Source organism: Bradyrhizobium sp. CCGUVB14 (genome assembly GCF_024199935.1).
Lineage (GTDB): Bacteria > Pseudomonadota > Alphaproteobacteria > Rhizobiales > Xanthobacteraceae > Bradyrhizobium.
The window spans coordinates 2316426-2339690 of sequence record NZ_JANADS010000001.1 but is presented as its reverse complement, the minus strand read 5'-3'; the positions used below and the strand labels follow the sequence as shown (position 1 = coordinate 2339690).

Annotated in this window: 21 protein-coding genes and 1 pseudogene; 13 read left to right on the top strand and 9 right to left on the bottom strand. The window is 61.6% G+C overall.

Annotation, left to right across the window (positions count from 1 at the left end; genetic code table 11):
- Positions 1 to 75: 75 nt before the first annotated feature.
- On the top strand, positions 76 to 1182 hold the full coding sequence (locus tag NLM32_RS10815; protein ID WP_254128973.1) for a hypothetical protein: 1107 nt from the start codon (positions 76 to 78) through the stop codon (positions 1180 to 1182).
- 74 nt (positions 1183 to 1256) lie between these two features.
- Here NLM32_RS10815 and NLM32_RS10810 read toward each other — a convergent pair whose 3' ends face one another.
- On the bottom strand, positions 1257 to 1745 hold the full coding sequence (locus NLM32_RS10810) for a DUF2937 family protein (RefSeq protein ID WP_254128972.1): 489 nt from the start codon (positions 1743 to 1745) through the stop codon (positions 1257 to 1259).
- A 258-nt stretch (positions 1746 to 2003) separates the two neighbouring features.
- Here NLM32_RS10810 and NLM32_RS10805 point away from each other — a divergent pair, with 258 nt between their 5' ends.
- Complete coding sequence (locus NLM32_RS10805) at positions 2004 to 4742, top strand: hypothetical protein (RefSeq protein ID WP_254128971.1); 2739 nt, start codon at positions 2004 to 2006, stop codon at positions 4740 to 4742.
- A gap of 145 nt (positions 4743 to 4887) precedes the next feature.
- On the opposite strand, the gene NLM32_RS10800 is transcribed toward NLM32_RS10805, so the two are convergent.
- Genes NLM32_RS10800 through NLM32_RS10785 form a run of 4 tightly spaced genes read right to left on the bottom strand, consistent with a single transcriptional unit; the run spans position 4888 to position 9013 of the window.
- Positions 4888 to 6882 carry an ATP-binding protein gene (locus NLM32_RS10800; RefSeq protein WP_254128970.1) on the bottom strand — a complete coding sequence of 665 codons (1995 nt, stop codon included), beginning with the start codon at positions 6880 to 6882 and terminating at the stop codon, positions 4888 to 4890.
- Position 6883: 1 nt separating this feature from the next.
- The gene (locus NLM32_RS10795; RefSeq protein ID WP_254128969.1) at positions 6884 to 8272 is read right to left on the bottom strand and encodes an SIR2 family protein; all 1389 of its coding nucleotides are present in this window, start codon (positions 8270 to 8272) and stop codon (positions 6884 to 6886) included.
- A 10-nt stretch (positions 8273 to 8282) separates the two neighbouring features.
- Positions 8283 to 8714 (bottom strand): PIN domain-containing protein, encoded by a 432-nt coding sequence (locus tag NLM32_RS10790; protein WP_254128968.1) that lies wholly within the window; start codon positions 8712 to 8714, stop codon positions 8283 to 8285.
- The gene (locus NLM32_RS10785) at positions 8711 to 9013 is read right to left on the bottom strand and encodes a hypothetical protein (RefSeq protein WP_254128967.1); all 303 of its coding nucleotides are present in this window, start codon (positions 9011 to 9013) and stop codon (positions 8711 to 8713) included. The genes NLM32_RS10790 and NLM32_RS10785 overlap by 4 nt, the downstream gene beginning before the upstream one ends.
- A 270-nt stretch (positions 9014 to 9283) precedes the next feature.
- Between NLM32_RS10785 and NLM32_RS10780 the strand changes: the two genes are divergently transcribed.
- The 8 genes from NLM32_RS10780 to NLM32_RS10745 all read left to right on the top strand — a co-directional run bounded on the left by NLM32_RS10780 (position 9284) and on the right by NLM32_RS10745 (position 19445).
- On the top strand, positions 9284 to 9550 hold the full coding sequence (locus NLM32_RS10780; RefSeq protein WP_254128966.1) for a hypothetical protein: 267 nt from the start codon (positions 9284 to 9286) through the stop codon (positions 9548 to 9550).
- Positions 9551 to 9559: 9 nt separating this feature from the next.
- The gene (locus tag NLM32_RS10775; RefSeq protein ID WP_254128965.1) at positions 9560 to 11467 is read left to right on the top strand and encodes a recombinase family protein; all 1908 of its coding nucleotides are present in this window, start codon (positions 9560 to 9562) and stop codon (positions 11465 to 11467) included.
- A gap of 332 nt (positions 11468 to 11799) precedes the next feature.
- On the top strand, positions 11800 to 14013 hold the full coding sequence (locus tag NLM32_RS10770) for a hypothetical protein (protein WP_254128964.1): 2214 nt from the start codon (positions 11800 to 11802) through the stop codon (positions 14011 to 14013).
- A gap of 18 nt (positions 14014 to 14031) precedes the next feature.
- Complete coding sequence (locus tag NLM32_RS10765; RefSeq protein WP_254128963.1) at positions 14032 to 14415, top strand: DnaJ domain-containing protein; 384 nt, start codon at positions 14032 to 14034, stop codon at positions 14413 to 14415.
- Between the two features lie 17 nt (positions 14416 to 14432).
- On the top strand, positions 14433 to 15206 hold the full coding sequence (locus NLM32_RS10760; RefSeq protein ID WP_254128962.1) for a nucleotide exchange factor GrpE: 774 nt from the start codon (positions 14433 to 14435) through the stop codon (positions 15204 to 15206).
- Entirely contained in the window at positions 15203 to 16954 is a 1752-nt protein-coding gene (locus NLM32_RS10755) for an Hsp70 family protein (protein WP_254128961.1), read from the top strand. Before NLM32_RS10760 ends, NLM32_RS10755 begins: the two co-directional genes overlap by 4 nt.
- A 16-nt stretch (positions 16955 to 16970) precedes the next feature.
- Positions 16971 to 17279, top strand: a complete 309-nt coding sequence (locus NLM32_RS10750) for a hypothetical protein (protein ID WP_254128960.1) — start codon at positions 16971 to 16973, stop codon at positions 17277 to 17279.
- 393 nt (positions 17280 to 17672) lie between these two features.
- A complete protein-coding gene (locus tag NLM32_RS10745; protein ID WP_254128615.1) occupies positions 17673 to 19445 on the top strand; it encodes an IS1634 family transposase in 1773 nt (590 codons plus the stop codon).
- 188 nt (positions 19446 to 19633) lie between these two features.
- Here NLM32_RS10745 and NLM32_RS10740 read toward each other — a convergent pair whose 3' ends face one another.
- Together NLM32_RS10740 and NLM32_RS10735 are read right to left on the bottom strand one after the other, a co-directional pair.
- A complete protein-coding gene (locus tag NLM32_RS10740) occupies positions 19634 to 19918 on the bottom strand; it encodes a transposase (RefSeq protein ID WP_254128959.1) in 285 nt (94 codons plus the stop codon).
- Between the two features lie 404 nt (positions 19919 to 20322).
- Complete coding sequence (locus tag NLM32_RS10735) at positions 20323 to 20829, bottom strand: shikimate kinase (RefSeq protein ID WP_254128958.1); 507 nt, start codon at positions 20827 to 20829, stop codon at positions 20323 to 20325.
- On the opposite strand from NLM32_RS10735, the pseudogene NLM32_RS10730 reads away from it, so the two are divergent.
- The 3 genes and pseudogenes from NLM32_RS10730 to NLM32_RS10720 all read left to right on the top strand — a co-directional run.
- Positions 20747 to 20944 (top strand): annotated as a pseudogene (locus NLM32_RS10730) (transposase); the annotation flags it as partial. The gene NLM32_RS10735 and the pseudogene NLM32_RS10730 sit on opposite strands and share 83 nt — an antisense overlap.
- 290 nt (positions 20945 to 21234) lie before the next feature.
- Positions 21235 to 21576 carry an XRE family transcriptional regulator gene (locus tag NLM32_RS10725; protein WP_254128957.1) on the top strand — a complete coding sequence of 114 codons (342 nt, stop codon included), beginning with the start codon at positions 21235 to 21237 and terminating at the stop codon, positions 21574 to 21576.
- A complete protein-coding gene (locus NLM32_RS10720) occupies positions 21566 to 22825 on the top strand; it encodes a type II toxin-antitoxin system HipA family toxin (protein ID WP_254128956.1) in 1260 nt (419 codons plus the stop codon). Before NLM32_RS10725 ends, NLM32_RS10720 begins: the two co-directional genes overlap by 11 nt.
- Positions 22826 to 22876: 51 nt before the next feature.
- On the opposite strand, the gene NLM32_RS10715 is transcribed toward NLM32_RS10720, so the two are convergent.
- Together NLM32_RS10715 and NLM32_RS10710 are read right to left on the bottom strand one after the other, a co-directional pair.
- Positions 22877 to 23056 carry a hypothetical protein gene (locus tag NLM32_RS10715; RefSeq protein ID WP_254128955.1) on the bottom strand — a complete coding sequence of 60 codons (180 nt, stop codon included), beginning with the start codon at positions 23054 to 23056 and terminating at the stop codon, positions 22877 to 22879.
- A gap of 21 nt (positions 23057 to 23077) precedes the next feature.
- On the bottom strand, positions 23078 to 23215 hold the full coding sequence (locus NLM32_RS10710; RefSeq protein WP_254128954.1) for a hypothetical protein: 138 nt from the start codon (positions 23213 to 23215) through the stop codon (positions 23078 to 23080).
- Positions 23216 to 23265 lie beyond the last annotated feature (50 nt).

Sequence of the window (23265 nt, the reverse complement as noted above, 5' to 3'; positions counted from 1 at the left end):
TCCTCGTCGATCCAAGCAAAACTAAACTGCCAGAGTAGTGCTAGGCGGGTCAGCTAGATTGGAAGCCGACCAAGTATGCCGATTTCACCAAGTCGTGGGCTCGACCTTTCCCACGCGCGCATTCAAGTCAACGATGCCGACATGAGCAAACCATTTGATCTTCTCAATCTCTATGCCCGCTTCAGCCGTGAGCGAAAGATTTCCGTAACGGCGGCCCAGACAGCCCAGGAATTCCTCGCGGCGATCGGCGCGCAGCTCGACAAGGCATTGACCGATGACACCCTAATACATGGCCAACGAACAGCGGCAATGTTCGAAGCCATGGTGGTGGCGCTTGGTCATTACAAGCTGATGAAGGTCGAAGATACCGGGCGCGTCTATCCTGTCGGCAGATATCGGGCGCCCGATTTCCGGATCGTACTGGAAGACGACGAGCAATGGCTGGTCGAAGTCAAGAACGTCTACGAGGCGGATCCGGTCCGGCAAGAACGTCAGATCATGACACCGTCTTATTTGTCCTCGCTCGACAGCTACGCGCGGGCAACACGAGCCACGCTCAAGGTGGCCGTCTATTGGGCCAGATGGGGCATCTGGACGCTGGTGTCCCCGCACGATCTGCTGAACGAAAATGGCTACCTCAAGCTCGACATGAAACATGCCGTCCGCTTCAATGAGCTGGGCAGGCTCGGCGATATGACAGTCGGCACAACGCCGCCGCTCACACTTCGGCTAACCGCCGACAAGCCCAACGCCATCGGCCCCGACGGAATGGCGCCTTTCACGGTTGGAGAGGTCACGATGCTCAGTGAGGATCGTGTCCTCACGCGTACGGACGAGCAGGAGATCGCGTGGATATTCATGAATCTCGGGGAATGGTCCGAGCAGGAGACCAAGGCCATTGTGACTGACGGAAGATTGTCGGCGATCGAGTTTTCTTGGCTGCCCGAGGAACGGCTCAACGAGGACACCGAGAGATTTGAAATAATCGGCACGCTGAGCCGGATGTTTTCCCGCCACTATTCGCAACAGGCCAACGGAGAACCGGATTCAGTGCAAATTGAACTTGAACATCGGCCCAACTGGTTCGCGCCACTGATATCGTCCGACTACAAAAGTGATGCGTTGCCGCTATGGCGCTTCGTCCAGCAGCCGCTCGCGGTGAAGACGGCAAATAAGAGTTGAGGCATAGAAGCGCCGCGCGGAGTTTGACGGCTCGGTTTGCTGTCCTCCTGCCGATGAATCTCGGTTTCGTCGGATCACGCAGCGACTCTGCCTCGTGAGCCGGCAACAGCGCCGAGAACCAAGAGTGCAGCATAAGACAAGCACCAGCCAATGATCGCAAATACAATGCCCGTGAGGGTCGTCGGAAGCGCGGGCGCATAGGCGCTCCAGGCTTGCGCCATGATCGGCTTGTCATAGTCGACCGCTACCGCCAGGATGGCCGCAGGCGTGACGCCATTCGCCAAAGCCGATTGCTGCTCGTTCAGCCGCTCCAGCCTTCGAATATATTCCGTCATTCGCTGCGCCTGGTCGCGCACCAGTTGTTCTGCGTTTTTCGCCATGACACCGAGTGCGCCCGATCGGTCATAACCCGAGCGGCGGGAGTCCTCGTCGAAGTTGCGCACAATGACTGTCAGCTCGTCGGCTGCGCCACCGAGCCGCTGCCTATACTGTTGCAGGAGCTCAGGAATCTGCGCAAACAGCAAAGCACCCAGAAGCGACAAAACCGCAAAGAGCCGTTGCATTGCACCACTCCTTCTCGCGTCGAGGCCACCGCTTTGAAGGTTTCAATAACCTCGATTCGGTCATTCGGGTCCAATCACAAGAAGTGGTTGTCGGCCCGCCTTAGCGCCCCAGTCGGCCGAGGGCGTTCAGCTCGTTTGGGAGACCTGTAGCGGGCTCTATGCACCGATTTGCTTTCGCTCGGGAGCAATCGAAATGTTGGACGATGTGCTACAATATGCGGCGGGAATGGAAGCTGTGTCACCAGTCGAGAATTCAAGATGAACCCAAAGCGCAAGGTCGCGCAAATTGACCGTCTGGCTGGTGCAGTTGGCTACATCGCCACCGATTTCGAGAGGTTTGCCGGACTATTTCTGGATGCCCTGCTCGAGGTGCCTCTGAACCATCAAGGGACCAATCTGGTCGGCTATGCCGTTGGCGGCGTGGTCGACACAGTCAGCGACGACGGCCGGATAGTCGCCGAGTACTCTGATGCTCGTGGTTATTTTGAGCGCCCGATGGCCAAGGCAGATGGCGATCTGAGAAAGGCGCTCAATCGCAAACCGTCCGCACGGGACATCTTCCTGCTGTCGGGCCAGCGAAAGCGGCCCCAAGTCGCCCAGGAGTTCGAAAGCGCCGTCAGAACGTGGCCGGAAATGGAGGGCAAGACTCTGCACCTGTGGGGCGCGGAGGAGATCGCGACCCAGCTGATCGAAAAGCTGATCTTCAGCGACACCGTTGTTCGAAGGCTCGCTCCATACCTGCCTGAGCTACAGAGGATCCGGGATGAAGAGGCGGTGAGCCGCCTGGTTCCCGCCCCGGATCGAAGCCGCATTGCTCGCCCCGATGTCGACGCCGACGTCTCGCGGCGCCTCTCGAAAAGTCCAGTGGTGACCATCAGCGGTATCGCCGGGCTCGGCAAGTCAGCGGCAGCTGCCGCTTACGCCACAGACCACGAAGATCAGTACGACCTCGTGATCTGGCTAGATGCGGGGGAAGTCCGTCGGCCTGAAGATCTCCAGGCGCTCCCTTTGGTGCGAGGCGGCGAAACCCGGAACGTCACGGCGCTGCTGCGCGCCGGAGCCTGTCTGTTAGTAATCGATGACGCCGAACCCGATCTTTCGACGGCGCGCCTTGGCGACCTTTGCGGGCCCCGCTCACGGATCATCCTCACGCAGCGGTCGGCACAACCAGGCTCATACGAACTGCCAATGTTCGTTCGTGGGGAGGCACAGAGCCTGCTCGACCAGGATGGCGCGATGTGCCCAGCTGATGTGTTTGACATCATCTGGTCCACGGTGGGCGGCCATCCGCTGACCCTGGGTCTGATCAGCGCTGCAGTGCGGCAGGGCGCCACATGGGACGAGATCGTTCTTGACTGTCGGGCTGTCGGCGAACTGGAACATCATGGCCAGCGCCTCGCCGACCGGCTCCTGGGGCGCCTGCGTCCTGCCCTCGAGCGCGAGCTGTCTGTCTTCGCCTGGGCCGAGCAAACAACCTGCGGGCAGGACTTTCTCGAGTATGTCGTCCAGCCGCTCGGCATTCGCAAGCTCCGCAGCCACGGGCTTACGGCTGCTGACCGAAGCGGGATTATTCGGCTCCACGATGTCGTGTACGCGGCGCTGAGCGGCGGCGGCTGGTGCCCCCCGGAGCGGCGCGTCGAGCTTGATGCCGCGCTGGAGGCCTATCTGCAAGTCGCGGCGAGTGAGTCTGGTCTGCGTCTTTGGACGATCGGGCGTATCCTCCTCCCTAAGCTCAAGAAGCTGATTGCTGCAGGAGCTCGCTCTGCCGCGTTCCGTTACGCGCTGCTCACGGTATCGGATCATACCGAACTGCGGTCCGAACTCGTGGGCGACCCATTGGCCGACGCCAATGCGCTGGCAGGACGCACGCCGGCGCCTTTGGAGTTGATGGCAATTATCGAAGCGATCGAGCAGCTGTTCCTCTACGACAAGCTGGAAGGCGATGAGATCGCCAAGGCCCGGCTGCGGGAACGCCTGTCAGCCTTCGACACACTTACCGGGCTTCCCGGGCTCACCGACAGACAGGCTGCCGAAGTGCAGCATCATAAGGGTAAGGCGCTCAAGAGACTTGGTGACTCGGCCGCCGCGGCCGAACTCTTTGAGCAGGTGCTGAGCGGGCCCTCGCCCATGCACGAAACCCGCCTGCAGTTGATCGATATCTACCGGGGCAATTCCGCCACAGTGGCTCGGGCGATTGAGCTGGTGGATGAAATCCTCGCTCGCGCCCCCGGCGAAGATAACGTGACTTACTCGGTTCTCCTGGGTGTGATCGAGCGCTTGCCATGGGGCTCAGGCAACTGGCGAGCAGGGCTTATCCGACGCCATGCAGACGCAATCGAGCGAACGATCGTCGAGGCAGCGAATGTCGGCGTGCTGCAAGCGATTCGTGCGTTCGCTGCGCTCGGGCGCTACCTCTCGACCGAAGAGCCGGTCATGTTTGGACGCATCTTCAAGCAGCTCTCCGAGCCCGCATTAGAAGGCTTGCAGACCGACAGCGATCGTTTTGCGTGGGCTGAGGTCTATTTCGAGGCAGCCCGCCTGCCGGGTGCCGACGCTTCCGGCTTCCATGCCAAGGCCCTCGCCCTCCATGAGTCGCTGGTCCGACCACAGCTTTTCCACCTCCAGCGGCGCGCCGAACTCCTGATCGAAATGGGTCGGCCGGCCGAAGGCGAGGCCCTCCTGCGAGAGCGGAAGGAGCTTGAGACCAGCGAGTGGCTCCAAAGGCTCATGGCGCGCGCGCGGCGCGGGCAAGGAGACGCAGCCGAAGCATTGGTCTGGATCAGCAAGGCGCTGGACCGACTCCGTGCGGACCATTTTCGCAGCGAATTCTTAGAACTGCGTTATGACATCCGGACCGACCTTGGCGACGCTCACGCCACCGAGGATCTCGTCGAGGCTCGTGTAGCGAGTCAAAAGGAGGTCGAAGCGGCCCGGCTAGATATGCGGCTCAACGACGCGGGACTTGGACGGCAAGTGGGATCACGACGACCTACTTGACCGACGCATCCCAATCCGTGTCGCCCCCTTCTCGACGCAAGTGGAAAGTCCTCGAGCACGCTACTTCGACTACTTTCACCGAGGAGACCGGTTCTGCATAATCGATCCGTGACAAGTTCCGGCAAAGGCATCGAGAAACTTTGAGCTAGGCCCCCCAAGCATCGATAATTTGTGCGAGCGGAAACGGGGCTTTTTCTTTCGACCACTCATGGAAAGGCGCCGCCGTCTGGCTATAGGGGCTGGGATCGGGCCTATCGAATTGCACTCGCGTCGGGATGTGGAACGCGCTGCCGAAGACAATCGCTTCGCCTGACGACAATATCGTTACCTGATCGAGCAAGCGCCGGGCTTGCATCGGGATGATGCGACGGAAATGGTCGATGTCGTCCGGATTCTGGAGACGATGGCTGATGAAGTTAGCGCACTGACTGATGATAGTCTGGCTAATCTCGCTCGGACGTTGGCTGGCGATGATGAGCGACAGGCCGAACTTGCGCCCTTCCTTTGCGATACGCTCAAAGGTCAATCGCGCCAGTCGATGACCTCGATCCTCGTCCGCGCGAGCCGGTCGGGCATAGTTATGCGCTTCTTCGAGGACGAGAACCCACGGATGTTTGTAGCGTGACGCAGCGGGCAAGCGTTCCCGCGCCTCCAGCAACACGCGCCCGATGACGGCACATGCATAGGGCAGCACTTCGTTGCTCAGCATCGAAAGATCGAGCACCGACACCTTTGGACCTGTCTTAGCCCCCAATCCAAAACGAGCGAACCAGGCGGACAAACTAGCGATGGCAGTGACAGCGTCTTCATAGTTGAGGAACGCACGCCACCTTTGGTCATCAAGGCGGGTTTTCAAACGCAGCTTCAGCGTGGTGAGATGGGCGTCCACCCGAAAGGTGTCCTCCTTCGATACGGCGCGGTTGATCAGTGATGGATCGGTTAATGTCGAGCGCGCGATCGGAAGTGGAGAGTCCGCAGTGCGCGCGCCAGCCTCCGCTGTATCACGCCCGCCGACAATCTTGGATCGGATGGCGTCCTTGAGCTTCTCTGCTTCGGCCGCGATCACAGCCTGATTGTTCATGACCTCGGTGTTGTAGTCGTTGGCGGAGCGATGTGAGGTGAACAGTCTGTCGAACGCCGTGGTGTCGATATCGGTGTTCGCGAGATGGCCGGTAACGGCGTCACAATAGGAACCCGCCGCCTTCTTCTTGATCTTTGTAAGTTCGCTGAGAAGTTGATCGAGCGCGCTCATTGCATTCTGCAATGAACCGAGACTGGCCGCAGCTGTGGCATTGCCGCCCTTCGCAATCGCCCACCAGTCTTTCAACACGGGTTCCTGTGTCTGTTCCGCCGCGCTCAGCCATGCACAAATCTCCTCCGCGTTCAGGAACCAGAGCGGGAGGCCGAACTCTTTGCCATTGAGATAGATGCGATCCGGCATGCGAACCGCTGCTTTTGCGGCAGGAAAGGCTTTGGCGTATTCGCCATTAATGTCGAGAATGAAGACATGCGGCTCCTCTGCTGCGCCGTCGAGCGCCTTCATGGCCTTCTGAATGAGGCTCGACACCGAGAATGACTTGCCTGACCCGGTGTTGCCGACGATGGCCAAGGGCCTCGAGAACAGGTCATTGTAGGACGCCCGGACGACGTTACGCGCCTGGCCCGTCGGAAATCCGATCTTCAAGTCGCAGTCAAAGTCCCTCGCATCATAACCCTCCGGCCTGTTGCGACGGGGCGGGATTTCGAACACGGCGCGCAAGATGTCAGGTGATCCGATTTCTGCCGGTGTATCGAGTGTTGGCAGGATGGATATACCCGGACTGAAAGACGGGTCACCGTCGGCATGCTCGATGGTACCCAGCAACTGCACGCTGGCGGTCCGGCGCGGCTTCATGAGTTCCAGGTTGAGTTCATCGCCGCTGGTGGGATCGAAGCTCTCACGTGCCTCAAGATCGGTAATGATACCAATGACGGTTTCGCCCGCCCCCAACGAAAAGGTCAGATACGCGTTGATCGCGATCGCAGCCTGAACCCCGTCAAGGGTCGCGCGCAGGGCCGATCTGGTTTCGGGCAGCAATTCCACCTTCACCCGGAAGCCTTGAACCGAGACAATATGGCCGACGAGACGTGGATTATCCATCTCACGCCTCCGGAGCGGGTTCGGCGGGCGTCGCGGACGAAGCTATTTGCTTTTCGAATCGCCGCAGGCGCAGGAAGTCGTCCAGCCATTGCACGTCGGGCATTACCGAGCGGGCGAAATCATCAAACGTCGCGTGTTTGAACTTGCTAGCAGCAAAGGCGGCATCCGTCGGGCACAAGACGAAGGCGCGCTTACCGAGGTCCTTATAGCGGCGTACCCGCTCTATGACCGGGCTGGCTGGATTAGGTTCGACCACGAGCATCACCAACGACGGATTCATGAGCGCATTCTCAATGATGCGACTAACGTGATCATCGCCAAAGCCGTAACCGAGAACGAGCAGGAAGGTCTGGGGGACACCGAGGCGCACCTGAAAGGACCGGAAGAGATGCGCATAGGGCATCGTCAGAGTCTGCGCGAACTTGTTGGCAGTCGGCAGGATTCCAACCGATGGCGTTCCGCCGGTCAATTTGACGAGCACTGCTGCCTTCTCATCCCGGTTCAAACCTGCATAGGTTCGGAACGGGACGAGGTCGGGGTGCCGCGCGCGCATCTCACCGTCCTGTTCAAACCAATGAATGGATCCGTGCAGTTTGTAGAAGTGCAGGAACTTGTCGAAGCGCCGCACCCGGCCTTCGGCAACCTCACCCGGATAATAGACATCGAGCCCATAAACCGATGGATCGAAGCGAGCGGCTGCTCGGCCGGTGAAGCCGTCGAAATATTGGATGCCTAGCAACTCCAACGCCTGCTCGAACAGCGTGTCGTAATTCAGCGTGAAGAGATGAGTTCGGCCAAGATTGCTGTCACGCGCGACGAGCTTGGATAAAAATGCAAGCTGCGGCGCGATCTCGCTTGCCGACTTCGCTTTGGCGGTGTCAGGCAAAGACAGGGCGCATTCCGAGAAGATCGACATGCGCAGCCGATCAACAAACCATTGGAGGTCATCAAGGCTTGGAGCTGGCGTGCCCGGCCAGGTGACGCCAGAAAATGGTGCGTCCTTTGAGTTACCAACAACGAGGGAATTGGCAACGAATGATAGCCACTGCTCGAACCCCATGGTGGGCTCATCGAGTAAGTCGGCCAATGAGACAGCATCCCGACGCGCCTTGATGATAGGGCCGACTGAGGCGGGCACGTCGGGGAGAGCCTCGATCGTCTCGAAGACGGCGGTTTCAAGATTCACCATGGTCTTCCCGCCAGCCGAAACCGACGTACCAGATCCCGTCAGAACGACGAGGTTCTCCATACGCAGCCATTCGGAGATCAGCGCCTGGAGGCGAATGCGCCCTTGCTTCTGATCAAGCCCAAGTAGCAGGTCGCCTGCATTGCCGTCCTCAGTCAGACCGATGAGCTGATACTCGATGGGTTCAGGCGTCCCTCCTGTCATGCATTTCCCTCTACAAGTCGCCGCGCAATGGATTGATGATCTGAAGCCCTGCAAAGTCTTTTTCGTTGTCCGTCACCACCACGCAGTCATTAGCACCCGCGACGGCGGCGACGATCATATCGAGTCCGCTGCGAGGCCGTCCGACGGCCTTCCCTTCCGCCATCAGCCGCGCCCAGACCAGGCCTGCTTTGTCGTCGAACGACAAAATACGCCCCGCAAACAGCGCTTGCGGTCCCTCTTGACCAACGAACCAGGCGTCGAGCGCATCACGCTTCTTGCCGCGCGGCTTTTCCAGAATACCGCGCCGGATTTCGGCGACTGTTAGCGAGGCAATGAACAAATCCTCATCGCGCTGCTGGCCTATCCAGGCCAACAGTGACTCTGACGGTTTCGGCTTGACGATGTTGCTGATGATGTTGGTGTCGAGAAGATAGCGCGTCACAGATCGGCCTTACGCCCTTCTTCATGGGGGCGCGTCAGGTCGAGATCGGCACCAACGAGCGGCGAGCGACGCAACGCACTCAGGATACCACCGGGCTTCGGCGGCTCGCCAGAAACGGCCTGTTGCACCGCGCGTCGGAGATGCCCGGCGTCCGGCCCTTCCTCGGTCAACTTCCGGGCGAGCGTTCTGATGAGATCGCGATCGGTCTCGAGGGCTTGGAGCTCGAACCGCACGATGCCGCGCTTGGTCAGCCTGGATCGGTAATTTTCGATCGCCCTTTTCTGCGCACTATTGCTCACGGATCGCCTCCATGGTATATCTGGATATATAGCCGAATCTTCCGCTTGCCGCAAGACCGCGAGGGTCTCATTTGACCTCGGCAGCAGTAATAGAGGTCGGTAGTGTTGTCCGACGTCGCGCTCAAACAGATTGCCCTCTAGCAGAGGTGATCACGCGAATGTTTTTCGTGCGCTCCACTTTGCGATTTCCCGATCCGCTACGCTTCCTATCTCGGATCAGCGCGCGACTACGCCACAAAGCGCTGATATCGCTAGATATTTTCTCTTGAGTTGCGGCCGCAACTCGCCATCTTTGTCACGATGCGGAGCGATCCGCGCAACGACAAGGACGCCGCGGTGGCGCGACCGAGAGGAACAACAGCTGAAAAGCTTCGCGTGGTCGCCGATACGGCGCCCGGAGCCGTGGCTGCGACCGTCACCGCATCGAAATCCGATCCGCGCCTGGTCAATTTGGTGCGCCTGCTGGCTCGGCAGGCCGCGCGGGACTTCGTCCAAGCCGAAACAGACAGCCGGAAGCGTGACCGCCTCCCGGACTAAGGAGGCGTCATGAAGATCGCACTTTACGCCCGCTACTCGTCCGACAATCAGCGCGACGCATCGATCGAAGATCAGTTGCGGCTCTGCCGCCTCCACGCCGAGAAGCAAGGTTGGACGGTGGTCGACAGCTACACGGACCGGGCGATCTCCGGTGCATCGCTACTTCGCCCCGGCATCCAGGAACTGATCAGCGACGCCATGCGCGGGAAGTTTGCGGTGGTGCTTGCCGAGGCAATGGACCGACTCAGCCGCGATCAGGAGGACATTGCCGGGCTCTTTAAGCGCATGGCCTTCGCCGGCGTGCGGATCGTCACACTCTCGGAGGGAGACGTCACGCATCTGCACGTCGGGCTGAAGGGCACGATGAACGCCTTGTTCCTGAAGGACCTCGCTGACAAGACGCGACGAGGTCTGCGCGGCCGCGTCGCGGACGGTAAGTCGGGCGGCGGGCTGTGCTTCGGTTATGACGTCGTCAAGCAATTCGCCACTAATGGCGAGCCGATCCGAGGTGACCGCACCGTCAACGGGGCCGAGGCGGCTGTCGTTCGCCGTATCTTTGCTGACTACCTTGCCAGCAAGTCCTCGCGCACAATCGCATTCGAGCTGAACCGCGAAGGTGTGCCTGGACCGCAAGGCGCTGAATGGGGACCATCGACCATTCACGGCAACCCAAAGCGCGGCGTTGGCATCCTCAACAACGAGCTCTATGTGGGTCGCCTCGTGTGGAATCGGCTCCGCTATCTCAAAGACCCTGATACCGGAAAGCGCGTTTCTCGGCTGAATCCTGAATCCGAATGGGTGATCCAAGAAGTCCCCGAGCTGCGCATTGTCGATCAGGAAATGTGGGATGCGGTCAAGGCGCGTCAGCAGACGCTAGCCTACGAGCCTTCAGCGCCTGGCGAGAACAGGCTTAATGAGCGCCATCGGCCCAAATACCTCCTCGCCGGCCTCGTGAAGTGCGGATGCTGCGGCGGCGGGTACACGATGATTTCGAAGGACCTGCTCGGCTGCGCAACGGCTCGCAATAAGGGAACGTGCAATAATCGTTTGAACATCCGGCGCGATGCGCTGGAGACCTCTGTGTTGAGCGGCCTTCGCACGCACCTGATGGAACCAGAGCTGTTCAAAGAGTTCTGCGATGAGTTTACCCGCGAGGTGAACCGGCTGCGGATTGACCGAGGAGCGGACCTTGCGGCGATGAGGAACGAGCTTCCGCGCATTGAACGTGAGCTTGGAAAGCTGGTGGCCGCCATCAAGGCTGGAGGTCCGATCGAGGCCATTGTCGAGGACATGAAGCGGCTCGAGGCCAGAAAGGTGGAGGTACGAGAGAAGCTCGCGAACGCAGAAGAGCCGCCGCCTCTCCTACATCCCAACATGGCGGAGATATATCGGCAGCGCGTGGCCGCGCTGTACGAAAGCCTGCAAAGCGACGACGACAAAGGGGAGGCAGCGGAGGTTTTCCGTACCCTCGTCGATCAGGTGACGCTGATGCCCGAGGCGGAGGAACTCGCGATCGTGCTGCGCGGCGACCTAGCCGCGATCCTCCGGTTTGCGGCAGGCAAAAAGAACCCCGACGTCCTTTCGGAAGCCGGGGCTCTGAACGGCTTGCTATCGCAAGCGTCGGTGGTTGCGGGGAGCCGCAAGACCCGATCCTTGCGGAATGGTTCCCAAAACGCGAAAGGAAACTCTGCTAGGTCGCCTGCGCCGAATTCGCAAGAATTCGCTGGTTGCGGGGGCACGCAAAGCCCGATTCTCGCGATTGGTCGAGGGAACCATTCCGCCCTGCAGCGTAGATCGGGCGTCGCCCTCCGAAGGCAAAGGTCACACGTTCGAATCGTGTCGGGCGCGCCATATTGCCACCATTCAGGACAAAACAACGAACTCAGGGCCAGGATCGTTAGACCTGGAGCCATTTGAAGTCCTCCTGTTCACAGGTTGGGGATACGATGGATCGGGGCGCTCCGTGTAGTCGACATCGCCACTGAATATTGCCAAGAGTCGTCGGCATGGCCAATCAGAACCCGCGCAAGATGAAGTCTGCTGCACCGGCCGATGTGCTCGCCACCCAGGCCGCGGAGGCGCTTCGTCTTGGCAGATTCAAGGAGGCCATCGAGCTCTATAAGCAGCTCTTTAAGCATGAGGCGAGGGCCGACTGGCGGGATGCCCTCGCTGCCGCCTATGTGGGGCGCGCAAAAATGTTGTCCGCCAAGGGGCTGTTCAAGGAGGCCGAGGTCGTGCTCGGCAACGCGGTGGCGCTCGACGGCGCCGTCAAGGAGCCGCTGCTCCTGCTCAGCTGCCTGGTCCGCCAGGGCCAGATCGAGAAGGCGCTCGCCCACGCCCTCAAATACATCGGCACCGACGTCCCGGAGCCGGACCAGGGACGCCTGTTGTCCGAGCTGACCGCAGCGCTGTTTTTGGCTCAGCCGGTTCCGCTTAAGTCGGGCGACGGCGACCCGCCGGCTCGCGCCGATTGGATCGCGGCCGCCAACGCGGCGCGCGCGGTGCTGGCCGCGTTGACTGAGGAGAAGGCCGCTGATGAGATCGAACCGCTGCTCGCCCACATCCCGGCGCGCTCGCCGTTCGGGCCGGTGAGGCTGATCGGCAAGGCCCTGCTCACCGACGATCCGGCGAAGGCCCGCCGGCTACTCGACGGCGTGCCGGCTGCCTCGCCATTCGCGCCGCTGCGCCTTGCGGTCGAGGCGGCGCTGCCTGGAGAGCCGGCCGACGTCATCGGTCAGCTGGGCAAGGCGAGCGCGGCGCAGCGGGCCTTTGCGCTCGACAGGCTCGGCGGCGGGTCCACATCCGGCCCATCGCTGCTGGCGCGGCTGCTGGACGCCGAACGCGGCGGACCAGGTACGCTGTTCAACTTCCTGTCGAAGCAGGCGACCCTGCCGGCCGCCGACATCCGGAGCGCCTGCTTCAATCTGCTGCCGCAGCTCCCCGACCGCATCATTCCCTTCGAGAAAACCTTCGGGAAACTGCTGGAGGCCGAGAAGGCGCGCATCTTCGCGCTCGCGGCCGAGACGAAGCAGGATTGGACTCGCGCCGAGTCCAGCTGGCGCGTCGCAGCACAGCATTTCGTGCGTGACGGCTCGCGCGACGGCAAGCTGTCGGCAGGCATTATCTATCGTCATCTGGCGACCTTGGCGCTCAAGGAGCCGATGATCGAAGGCGAAGATCCCTTCACCGATCCTGTCGTCTCCTACCTGAAGAAGAGCCTCGACTACGATCCGGACCATCTGCCGACGGTGCTGCAGCTCATCAAGCTCCATCGCGACGATGGCAACGAGAAGGACTGGCATGCCCTCGCCGAGGATGCCGTGCGACGGTTCCCGACCGAGAGCGTCGTACTGATGCAGGCGATCGAGTCGGCGGCCGCCCGCAAGTCGTACAAGAAGGCGGCCGGGTTCGCGAAGAAGCTTCTGGCGGTCGATCCGATCAACCGGCTGGCGCGCCAGCGCATGATCGAGCTACAGATTTCGTATGCCCGCAAACAGATGCGGGCGAAGCGTCCCGACCTCGCCTGGAAGGAGCTGACCGCAGCCGGCGCGTGGGACTGCGCCGATGCGCCGAATGCCGACCTGCGAACCAACCGGGGACTCGTCGGCTTGCGCGGCGGGCTTGACTTGGAGGCGGAAGCGGGATTTCGCGAGGGAGTCGATCTGGCCGGTGGCGGCGCGATCGGCTGGTTCAGCGCCGCCCTGCAGGATGCGCTGCTGACACCGCCGCGGTCACGTCCGCTGTCGCTGATCAGTGACGAGCTCGCGCGCATCCTGCGCGGAATTCCCACCAAGGCGGACATCATCGCGATCGCCGCCCTGTTCTCGGCGGAAGACGTCCGGGCCGATCAGAAGGCCACATCCGAGCTGGCCTGGAAGTTCTGCACGTGGCTGCGAAACGCCACACACATCGTGCTGTCGATCGCGGAATTCCATTCGGTGGCGGACGCGATCGTGCGCGGGAACGACTTCGGAATACTCCACGCGTTCGCTGCCGCCGGCAGGCGGCGCGAGCCGAACGAGTGGCTGTGGCGCTTCTACGAGATCGTCGCCCGGACCAAGAACAACCCGGACTGGATGTCCGTCGGCGAGGAGAACGATATCGACGAGATGTGCCGTTCGCCCGCGATCGCGCAGAACCGCCACGGCTACAGCCGCATCGACCGCTACCTGAACAACGCGGGTGACGATCGCGAGTCTCGGCGACGGGCGCGGCGACGCGAGGCGGACGCCACCAGCGGCTTCGATTTGCTCGAAGACATCGTGACGAGTTTCATGGAGGCAATTTCGGAGCGCGACGTTCAGAAGCTCGTCAGGTCGCATGGACGGGACGGCGGCGTCGCGGCCCTCGCCGACCGGCTCGGCAAGCTGCCGTTCGGCGCCGCGTTGCCGCGCCCGCTCCTGCAAATGGTCGCGACGACGATGGTCGCCGCGGCCCTCGACGAGGCGCCGCCGCCGTTCTGAGTGCCCTGAGGACGACAAATGATGACGGACCCGTTTTCCATTCTCGGCGTCGACGAGAACGCCAGTGACGAGGAGATCAAACTGCGCTACTTGGCGCTGGTGCGGGACTTCCCGCCCGACCGTGAACCGGAGCGGTTCCAGAGCTACCGAGCGGCTTTTGAAGCTCTGCACACCGAGCGCCAACGGCTCGCAGCGAAGCTGCTCGCCACGCACGGCACCGCACTGACGCGGCTCAAGACGGCCAGCCTGCCGTCGCCGGAGGCACGGCAGCAAGGGCGGGTTTCTCAGGCGCAGGTGACGGCGCTGCTGGTCGAGGGTATCGAGCAGGCGATCGCGCGATGGCAAGAGACTTCACGAACCGAGACCGCACGAACCGGCGCCTCGCGGACCAACGGTGCGTGAGGGACGGGAACGACGACATGGACCAGGCCATCAAGGAGACGTTGCTCGAGCGGCTGCGCGCCTATCTGGAACAGTTCGATGCGGCGGACGCGCCGGAAGCCGACGTCTCGCCGGCCGCGGACGCCACCGAAATGTTGGCCGTCCTCGAGAGCGATACCGTGACCGACGAGGCGCGGGACTTGTTCTCGGTATTCGTGGAGATCGCTGCCACCCGCAACGAGGTACGCACCCAGTCGCGCATCGTCAAGGACGCGCTCGACCAGTTCCGCGCCGTGTTCGCGACGCTGCAATCCGGCAACGCGGCGCTGGACCGTGAGCTGAAGGAAGCGCATGTGCGCGCCCGCGAGCAGACCCGCGCTGTTCTGCGGCCGCTGCTGCTCGACCTCCTTGACGTGCGGGATCGCCTAGCCGCCGGGCTCGCGGCCGCTCCGCCGCAGCGCGCGCCGCCGTTGCGATCGTGGTGGCGCCGAACTGCAACCGCCGCCGACCCCTTGCGCGACCCTTGGCGGGAGGGTCTGGAGATGACGTTGCGGCGATTCGATCGGGTTCTGGCGGATCGCCGCGTCACCCCGATCGCCACTATCGGCCGCCCTTTCATGCCCGATGTTGCCCGGGTGGTGGGGACGCGGGACGACCCATTCGTCGCCGAGGGACTGGTGATTGCCGAATCCCGCACTGGTTTCAAGTGGGAGGGCGAAGTGCTGCGCGTCGCAGAGGTGATCGTGGCGAAACGTACGAGCGCCAAAGATCCGGGCATTAAGGATCGTTCCGATCGGAGAGATGACGAATGAGCGAGACAATTGTCGGAATCGATCTCGGGACCACCAATTCGGAGATCGCCGTATATCGCGACGGCCGGCCTGAGGTGCAGGCAGATGGCAGCGGGCGCCTGATTCTGCCGTCGGTCGTCGGCCTAGATCAGGACGGCAGCCTCCTGGTCGGCGAGGCCGCGCGCAACCAGTACATCCTCTATCCCGAACGCACGGTACGCTCGATCAAGCGGCTGATGGGTAGCGACCGCAAGGTCTCGCTCGGCGACCGAAATTATGCGCCGCAAGACGTCTCGGCGATGATCCTGCGTCGTCTCAAGGAGATCGCCGAGGAGCGGCTGGGCGCGCCGGTGCGCAAGGCGGTGATCACGGTGCCGGCTTTCTTCTCCGACGCGCAACGGCAGGCCACCCGTGAAGCCGGCGAGATCGCCGGGTTCGAGGTGGCGCGCATCGTCAACGAGCCGACCGCTGCGGCGCTGGTCTACGAGGCCGCGCAGCAGCAGGGCAAGCGGGTGCTGGTTTACGATCTCGGTGGCGGCACCTTCGACGTCTCGGTGGTGCGCATCGAAGAGGGTGTGGTCGAGGTAATCGCCAGCCACGGCAACAACCATCTCGGCGGCGACGACTTCGACCATAAGATCGTCGAACACGTGCTTGACCATCTCAGGATCGAGCACAAAGCGGACGTCAGCGACGATCCGCAGGCGATGGCGCGCATCCATCGCGCCTCCGAGAACGCCAAGAAGCATCTCTCCGACCATCCGTTCGCGCGGATCGAGGAGGAATACCTCGCCGAGGTCAGTGGCAAGCCGGTCCATCTGGCTTTGGAACTCGCCCGCGCCGACTACGAGGAGATGATCGCGCCGTTCATCGAGGAGACGCTGAGCGCGATCCACATCGCGCTTGAATCGGCCGCCTTGACCGCGTCGCAGATCGAGGAAGTCCTCCTGGTCGGCGGCGCAACCCGCACCCCGCTGATCCGCGACCGGCTGTTCGAAGTGTTCGGGCGGCAGGCTCGCGGCGAGGTCGATCCCGACCTGTGCGTCGCGATGGGGGCTGCCATCCAGGGCGCATCCATGGCGGGCGAGAAGGTGCCGGCCGTGCTGGTGGACGTAACCCCTTATACGTTCGGCACCGGCGCACTCGGTGAGCTGGGCGGCACCCTCTATCCCTACTGCTTCATCCCGATCATTCCCAAGAACACGCCGATCCCGGTGCGCAAGAGCGAGGCGTTTGCGACCATCATCGACGATCAGAAGGTCGTCGAGGTCCGCATCTATCAGGGCGAGAACGAGGACGCCTTGGAAAACATCCAGATCGGCGAGTTCCGCGTCGAGGACCTCGCCGACGTGCCGGCCGGCAACACCATCATCCTGGATCTCGCGCTGGACCGCGACGGCATCCTGCACATATCCGCCAAGGAGAAGGCGACCGGGCTCGAACGACGGATCACCATCGACAACGCGATGTCGCGTTACGACAAGGCGGAGATCAAGGAGGCCCGTCAGCACATCGACCGCCTGTTCGGCGGGTCCACTGACGAGACAGTGACGGCCGCCGACGTCGAGGGGACCGCCCCGGTCGACCCGAAACTCGAGGCCCTGCTCGCCAAGGCGCGCGCCAGGCTCGACGGCGCGGTCGCGGAGGACCGCACGGAGATCGTCGATCTGATTGAGACCATCGAGGACAGCCGAGTGAGCGGCGACGACGCAAGGCTCGCCGACACGGTGCTGCGGCTCGATGATCTTCTGTTCTATCTCGAGACCTGATCCGGGGCAGAGCGTCATGACGTCCGGGGTTTTCGACCAGTGCCCGGTCTGCGGCGCGCGGCTCGGCGGCGGCGACACCTGTCGGCGCTGCCGGGCGGAGCTTGAAACCGTCCACCGCATCGCGCAGCAGAGTGCGACGCTGGTGGGGGCCGGCCTTCAAAGCCTCGCCACCGGCGACCGTGCCGCCGCCGTCCGCCTGCTCCGCCGCGCCAGCACATTGCGGACAACACCCGATCTCACTTGGATCCTGTCAGCGCTCGCTGACAGTGAGGCGCCCGACGGCAGACGAAATGATCCCGATCCGACCGAGAAAGCGGCGTGGTGATCGGCGCTTTGGCCGTGTGAGGGTTCGTCGGGCGAACGCCCGTGAAATTACATATATATTTCAATAACATACGAGTTCGTATCTTTGTTCTGAATGGCGCGCCAACTTTCCCCTTGTTTTACAGCGCGATATCCGTCCCACGTATCAATGTTTGAATATTGTCTCGTTCGAGGCGAGTAAGCAATTTGAGAGAAATCGGCGACGCGTGCAGATCGTTTGGCCGGCTAGCCCGAGTTCGCGGATTCGCGTTGGAAAATCGCGATTCTGAGATTTTTTCGTGAGCTAAGCGATTGATCTGCAAGGAGTTGGATCGTCGTTTTCGGCCGAAAACGGTTGTAGTGAAGACCTACCCGATTCCCAAGGGCGTGGCGTTGCGGGTAGATTCGCTGCGCCATGTTCCTGCGACGCACCGAGCGAAAGAAGAACGGCAAGGCGCACCACTATTGGAACGTGGTGGAGAACAAGCGGCTCGATGACGGCCGTGTGGTGCAGCGGCATGTGCTGTATCTCGGCGAGATCAATTCCTCTCAGGCAGCGGCATGGCGCAAGGCGATCGAAGTGTTCGACGAGGACGCCGGCCGCGCACGGACACTGGCGTTGTTCCCGGAGGATCGCTGTGAAGCGGTGACCGGTGATGCTTCCGTCATTCAGCTTCGCCTGTCGGAGATACAGCTTCGTCGTCCGCGACAATGGGGTGCCTGCTGGTTAGCGGGACAGTTGTGGCAGGAGCTTCAGCTTGATCGGTTCTGGGCCGATCGGTTGCCACCGAGCCGCAAGAAGACGCGCTGGGATCAGATCCTGCAGGTGCTCGCGACCTACCGGCTGATTGCGCCGGGCAGCGAGTGGCGGCTGCACCGGCAATGGTTCGGCAACAGCGCGATGGCCGATCTTCTGGGAGCGGACTTCGGGCTTGCGGAGGAGCACAAGCTCTACGCCTGCCACGACCTGCTGCTCGCACACAAGGACGCGCTGTTCTCGCATCTGGTCGGACGCTGGCGCGATCTGTTCAGCGCCGACTTCGACGTGCTGCTGTACGATCTGACCAGCACCTACTTCGAGGTCAATGCCGCGGACCTGCCGGAAGATACAAAGCGCCGCCATGGCTACAGCCGTGACAAGCGGCCGGACTGCCCGCAGATCGTGATCGCGCTGGTGGTGACGCCGGACGGCTTGCCGCTGGCTTATGACGTGTTGCCCGGCAACACCGCCGACAGCAAGACGCTGCGAACGTTCCTTTCCAAGATCGAGCAGCAATACGGCAAGGCGCGCCGGGTCTGGGTGATGGATCGCGGCGTGCCGACCGAGGCCGTATTGGCCGAGATGCGGGGCAGCGATCCGCCGGTGCAGTATCTGGTGGGCACGCCCAAGGGCCGCCTGAACCGGCTGGAGAAGCACCTCGTGGACAGGCCATGGCAGGAGGCGCGCGAGGGCGTCAGGGTCAAGCTGCTGGCCGAGGATGGCGAACTCTATGTCTTCGCGCAGAGCCATGATCGCGTGACCAAGGAACGCGCGATGCGCCGGCGGCAATTGAAGTGGCTGTGGAAGCGGCTGCGCCAGATCGCCGCCATGGAGCTGACGCGCGAAGAACTCTTGATGAAGCTCGGCGGCGCGCGCTCACATGCGCCGGCGGCCTGGCGTCTGGTAGACGTTGAAGTCGACAGGCATCGACCGAGCTTCAGCTTCGCGCTCGATCGCGCGAAGCTGCGCAAAACCCGGCGACGCGAAGGCCGCTATCTGCTGCGCACCAACCTTACCGACAATGATCCGGCCCGCCTCTGGCGATACTACGTCCAGCTCGTCTCTGTCGAAGAGGCCTTCCGCAATCTCAAGGGCGACCTCGCAATCCGCCCCGTCTTCCACCAAGACGAGAGGCGCATCGAGGCGCACATCTTCATCGCCTTCCTGGCTTATTGCATGCAGATCACGCTGACGCGCCGCCTCCACGCGTTGGCGCCGGGACTGACCGCGCGCAGCGCGCTGGAGAAATTTGCCGCCGTCCAGATGATCGATGTCCATCTGCCGACCACCGACGGCCGCGAGATTAAGCTCACTCGCTACACCCATCCCGAGCCCGAACTGCAGCTTCTGATCGACCGGCTGAAGCTCAAACTGCCACCGCAGCCGCCACCCAGGATCACCGCAGCCGCCGTAGTGAAGACCTTTTGAGCTAACCCATTGATCCGGCTCAGGCGAGCCCTTCAAAAACCCGCCAATCCGCGAAGACGGGCTAATGATCTGTCAGAGATTGATCGCCCACAGACAATGGTGCGGCTGCTGAAGTGAAAGGGTTGCACGGCTTGAGAACCGACTCGTGTCGATCAGGAAAGAACCGGACGGGTGTGTGTACCGAAAACCTACGCCTTGAGGTAGTGGTGATGAAGCCCGCCCAGGACGGCAAGTGACCTGACCATACCGGTTCGCTGAACTGGGCGAGAGACAGGCGCATCCTTGTCCAAGACCAAGTGCGTGCGCGTCTCATTATAGTAGCGAGCGTAAGATTTCAGAATCCGGCGTAGATGTGCCTCGCCCAAGACAATGATGTGGTCCAAACACTCACGCCGGATCGATCCGATCAGTCGTTCGGCAAAGCCGTTCTGCCAGGGTGAAGCTGGCGCGGTAGGTTTGTCCCGGATGCCCATGGCACGCAGTCGGCGTGTGACGACCGCACCGTAGATGCGATCACTGAGCTGGCTCCGTCGGATCGCCGCGCGTCGCTGCATAGCGCAATTTGATCGCCGCATCGTCAATCACCCTGCAATTCTATATGAGCTGCGAGTCACCTTGGGAATCCCCCGAACGGAAAAATCCGATTCGGTAAATGATCAACGGGCCCTAAATGCCGTTTCAGAGAGAATGGTCTCGTCGTCTTGAGCCCCGCCCGCCGCAAGCGGGATATTGGTGCAGCCGCGATAGGTGGCGACCGAATGTGAGGTTGATCAGCTCGGCAAACGAGCCGCGTCATGCAGTCGGGCTTGAATCTGGATACCGATACGTGTGAGAGAGGGAGAATGCTAATGCGTTGTGATTAGTAGCCGGCGGGCCGCTATCCCCCGCGGATTGCCTCTCGTTGATCTTCAGGGCGTTTCTGGTCCGGAGCGCCCTGCTCGCAAAGGTAGGTGTGCAGTGCCTGCACGCATGCATCTGCGTTCTTGTTGTCCCGCTTCTCGCGCGGAACGACGGTGAGATCGGCTTGGCGATAGTGGGGCGTGCGCTGCGCGACGAGTTCCTCGAAGCGCAGCTTCTTGATGGCCGATGTGTTGGAGCTCTCGGCGAGGTCGCTATCCTCCGCCTTGTCGATCCGCAGCAACGGACGGCTGGTGTCCTCTGCAAGGCGCTTCCATATCTCGTCTCGGTTGGTGTCGAGCCAGATCGACACCGCCTTGTCCTGAATGAGGCGCCGCGTTTCCTCGCACTCGAACGCCCCGCCGCCGGTTGCCAGCACCACGTTCCCTTTCTCAACGCACTGCGCGATCCCGAAGCCGCGTGATCTGGCAACGGCCGAGTTCAACACGATCAGGCTCAGGCTTCTCAAGATCGCAGCCCGCGTCATCGAGACCGCCACCCGCGTCCGTCTTGCCTTCGCTGCGGCGTGCCCCGACGCCGACCTGTTCCGCGGCCTGGCAAACGCTCTGGTCCCCGCAAGCACCCTGACGCGCGGGGCATGAGCCCCCGGTCACCCCGCCGCCGTCCTCCAACGCGTTCACGAAGTCCGGTCGAAAAGCGGCGAAAAAGCCGTAGCGTTCGCGCGCGCCTTCAACTCCGACCGGAAATCTTCCAGTAGCCCCCCCCCGCAATCATGAATAAGACGGACTAAGGTTACGCAAAAAAGGAGAAATATCTCTTAAGAGCACTTAATATCCCGGAAAGCGCTCTTGAAAGCATTTCATTGCAATCGAGTCTCCTTTGTGATATGCTGTTGAGAGCTGCTTATCACAATTAACCGGCTCTTGATAGCATGGTAGCGTTGAACAAACTCACGAAGGCTCCGCCGCACGTGGTCGCTAAAGCGCTTGTCCAATTGGGGGCTGATCTTCGAACGGCACGTATTCGCCGCAACATGACGATGGAGGATGCCGCAAGCCGGATCGGGACAGGCTTGCGTGCGGTGATGGATGCCGAAAAAGGCAAAGCGTCGACGGGTATCGTGGTCTATGCGGGCCTGCTTTGGCTTTACGATATGATCCGGCCGCTTGAAGAATTGGCGGATCCATCCAAGGACAAGGAAGGCCTTGCCTTGCAGGCGACGCGCGAACGCAAGCGCGCGCGTAAGGGCGGAGGCCTCGACAATGACTTCTAAGGGCAACACCGAGTGCTTTGTCTATATTACGTTGCCTGGCGAGACCGAGGCGGTGACGGCGGGACGCTTTCAACTGACGCTTGATCGTCGTGGAAACGCCGTGGGACGCTTTGTCTACGGTAAGTCCTATCTCGCGCGCGACAACGCCGTAGGCATTGATCCGGTCGAACTGAAGCTCTCGGGCAGCACCTACGAGACCGGTCGCCTTAACGGCGTATTCGGTGCGTTGCGCGATGCCGGGCCGGATTATTGGGGCCGGCTCGTGATCGAAAAGCATGCCGGCGTTCCCCAGCTTGGCGAACTCGACTACCTGCTGAATTCTGCGGACGACCGTGCTGGCGCGCTGGGCTTTGGTCTTGGTCAGCAGCCCCCAGCCCCGCGGCGCAAGTTCAATCAGACGCTTGAGCTGGCCAAACTGCAGGCCGCGGCCGAGGCGCTGATGCTCGAAGAGAATGTGGAGACGGAGGAAGCGGCGCAGGTCCAAGACTTGAGGCTGCTCGGGACGTCGATGGGCGGCGCGCGTCCCAAGTCGGTTGTTGAGGATGATCGGGGGCTTTGGGTCGCCAAATTCAACCGACCGGATGATCGCTGGAACAACACGCGCGTCGAGCGCGCGATGCTCGAGCTTGCCCGGCTGTGCGGCATTTGCGTTGCCGAAAGCGCCGTCGTCACGGTGGGCGGCAAGGATGTCTTGCTCGTCAAGCGCTTTGACCGCACGAAGACGGAAGCAGGCTACCAACGTTCACGCATGATCAGCGGGCTGACTTTGCTGCAGGCCGACGAAGCGCCCGAGATGCGAGATCGCTGGTCCTATGTTTTGATGGCCGAAGAGTTGCGCCGGGTGGTGCAAGAACCGCAGAAAGACGTCAAAGAGCTTTTCCGCCGCATGACTTTTAATGCGCTGATCTCGAACCTCGACGATCATCCGCGCAATCATGCGCTGGTGGCGAAGGACAATCCTTGGCAACTGTCGCCCGGTTATGACCTGACCCCCTCCCCGGTCATCGCCCAGGAACGCCGCGATCTTGCGCTCGGGGTCGGCGATCAAGGCCGGTTTGCCAATGCGAAGAACGTCCTGTCGCAGCATGCGCGCTTTCTGTTAGACGCGGATGAAGCCAAGGGCCTTGTCTCCACCATGACAGACCAAGTGCGGGCATCTTGGTATGACGTCGTACGTGGTCAAGGCGTCACGGAAAAGGACGCCGAAGCCATCAAGGGTGCGTTCGTGTATCCTGGATTTTCGACGTAAGACGCGTCGGCTTAAAAAGTCCAAGGCCGCGGCCCCTCCGCAATGGCGATTTCAGGCCAGAAAATGCGTCGAAAGTCCCCGGACGAAATCGATGCGGTATTTGATGACGGCGTACATTGCGCGCTCCGGATCGAACGGCCATAATGGCTCTCCATTCGCTTTCACCGCGCTGGAAGCGGCCAGGGCGGCATACGGCTGCAGTTTCGAGATTTGGCGGTACCAGGCACTCATGAGGTCGATCTCGGTCTCATATCAATCATGATCGATGGTCAGCAGTCGCTCGCGGATCCCTTGTATCATCTCAGTCCGCTCAAGCTCAGTCATGCATTCCGTGGCATAGCCGATGACGGCATAGTCGAGATCTGTGCTGACGATCCGCATGAGATGCATGTTGGGATCACTGGCTCGCCAACAATCCATTCCACTTGACGATTCGTCAA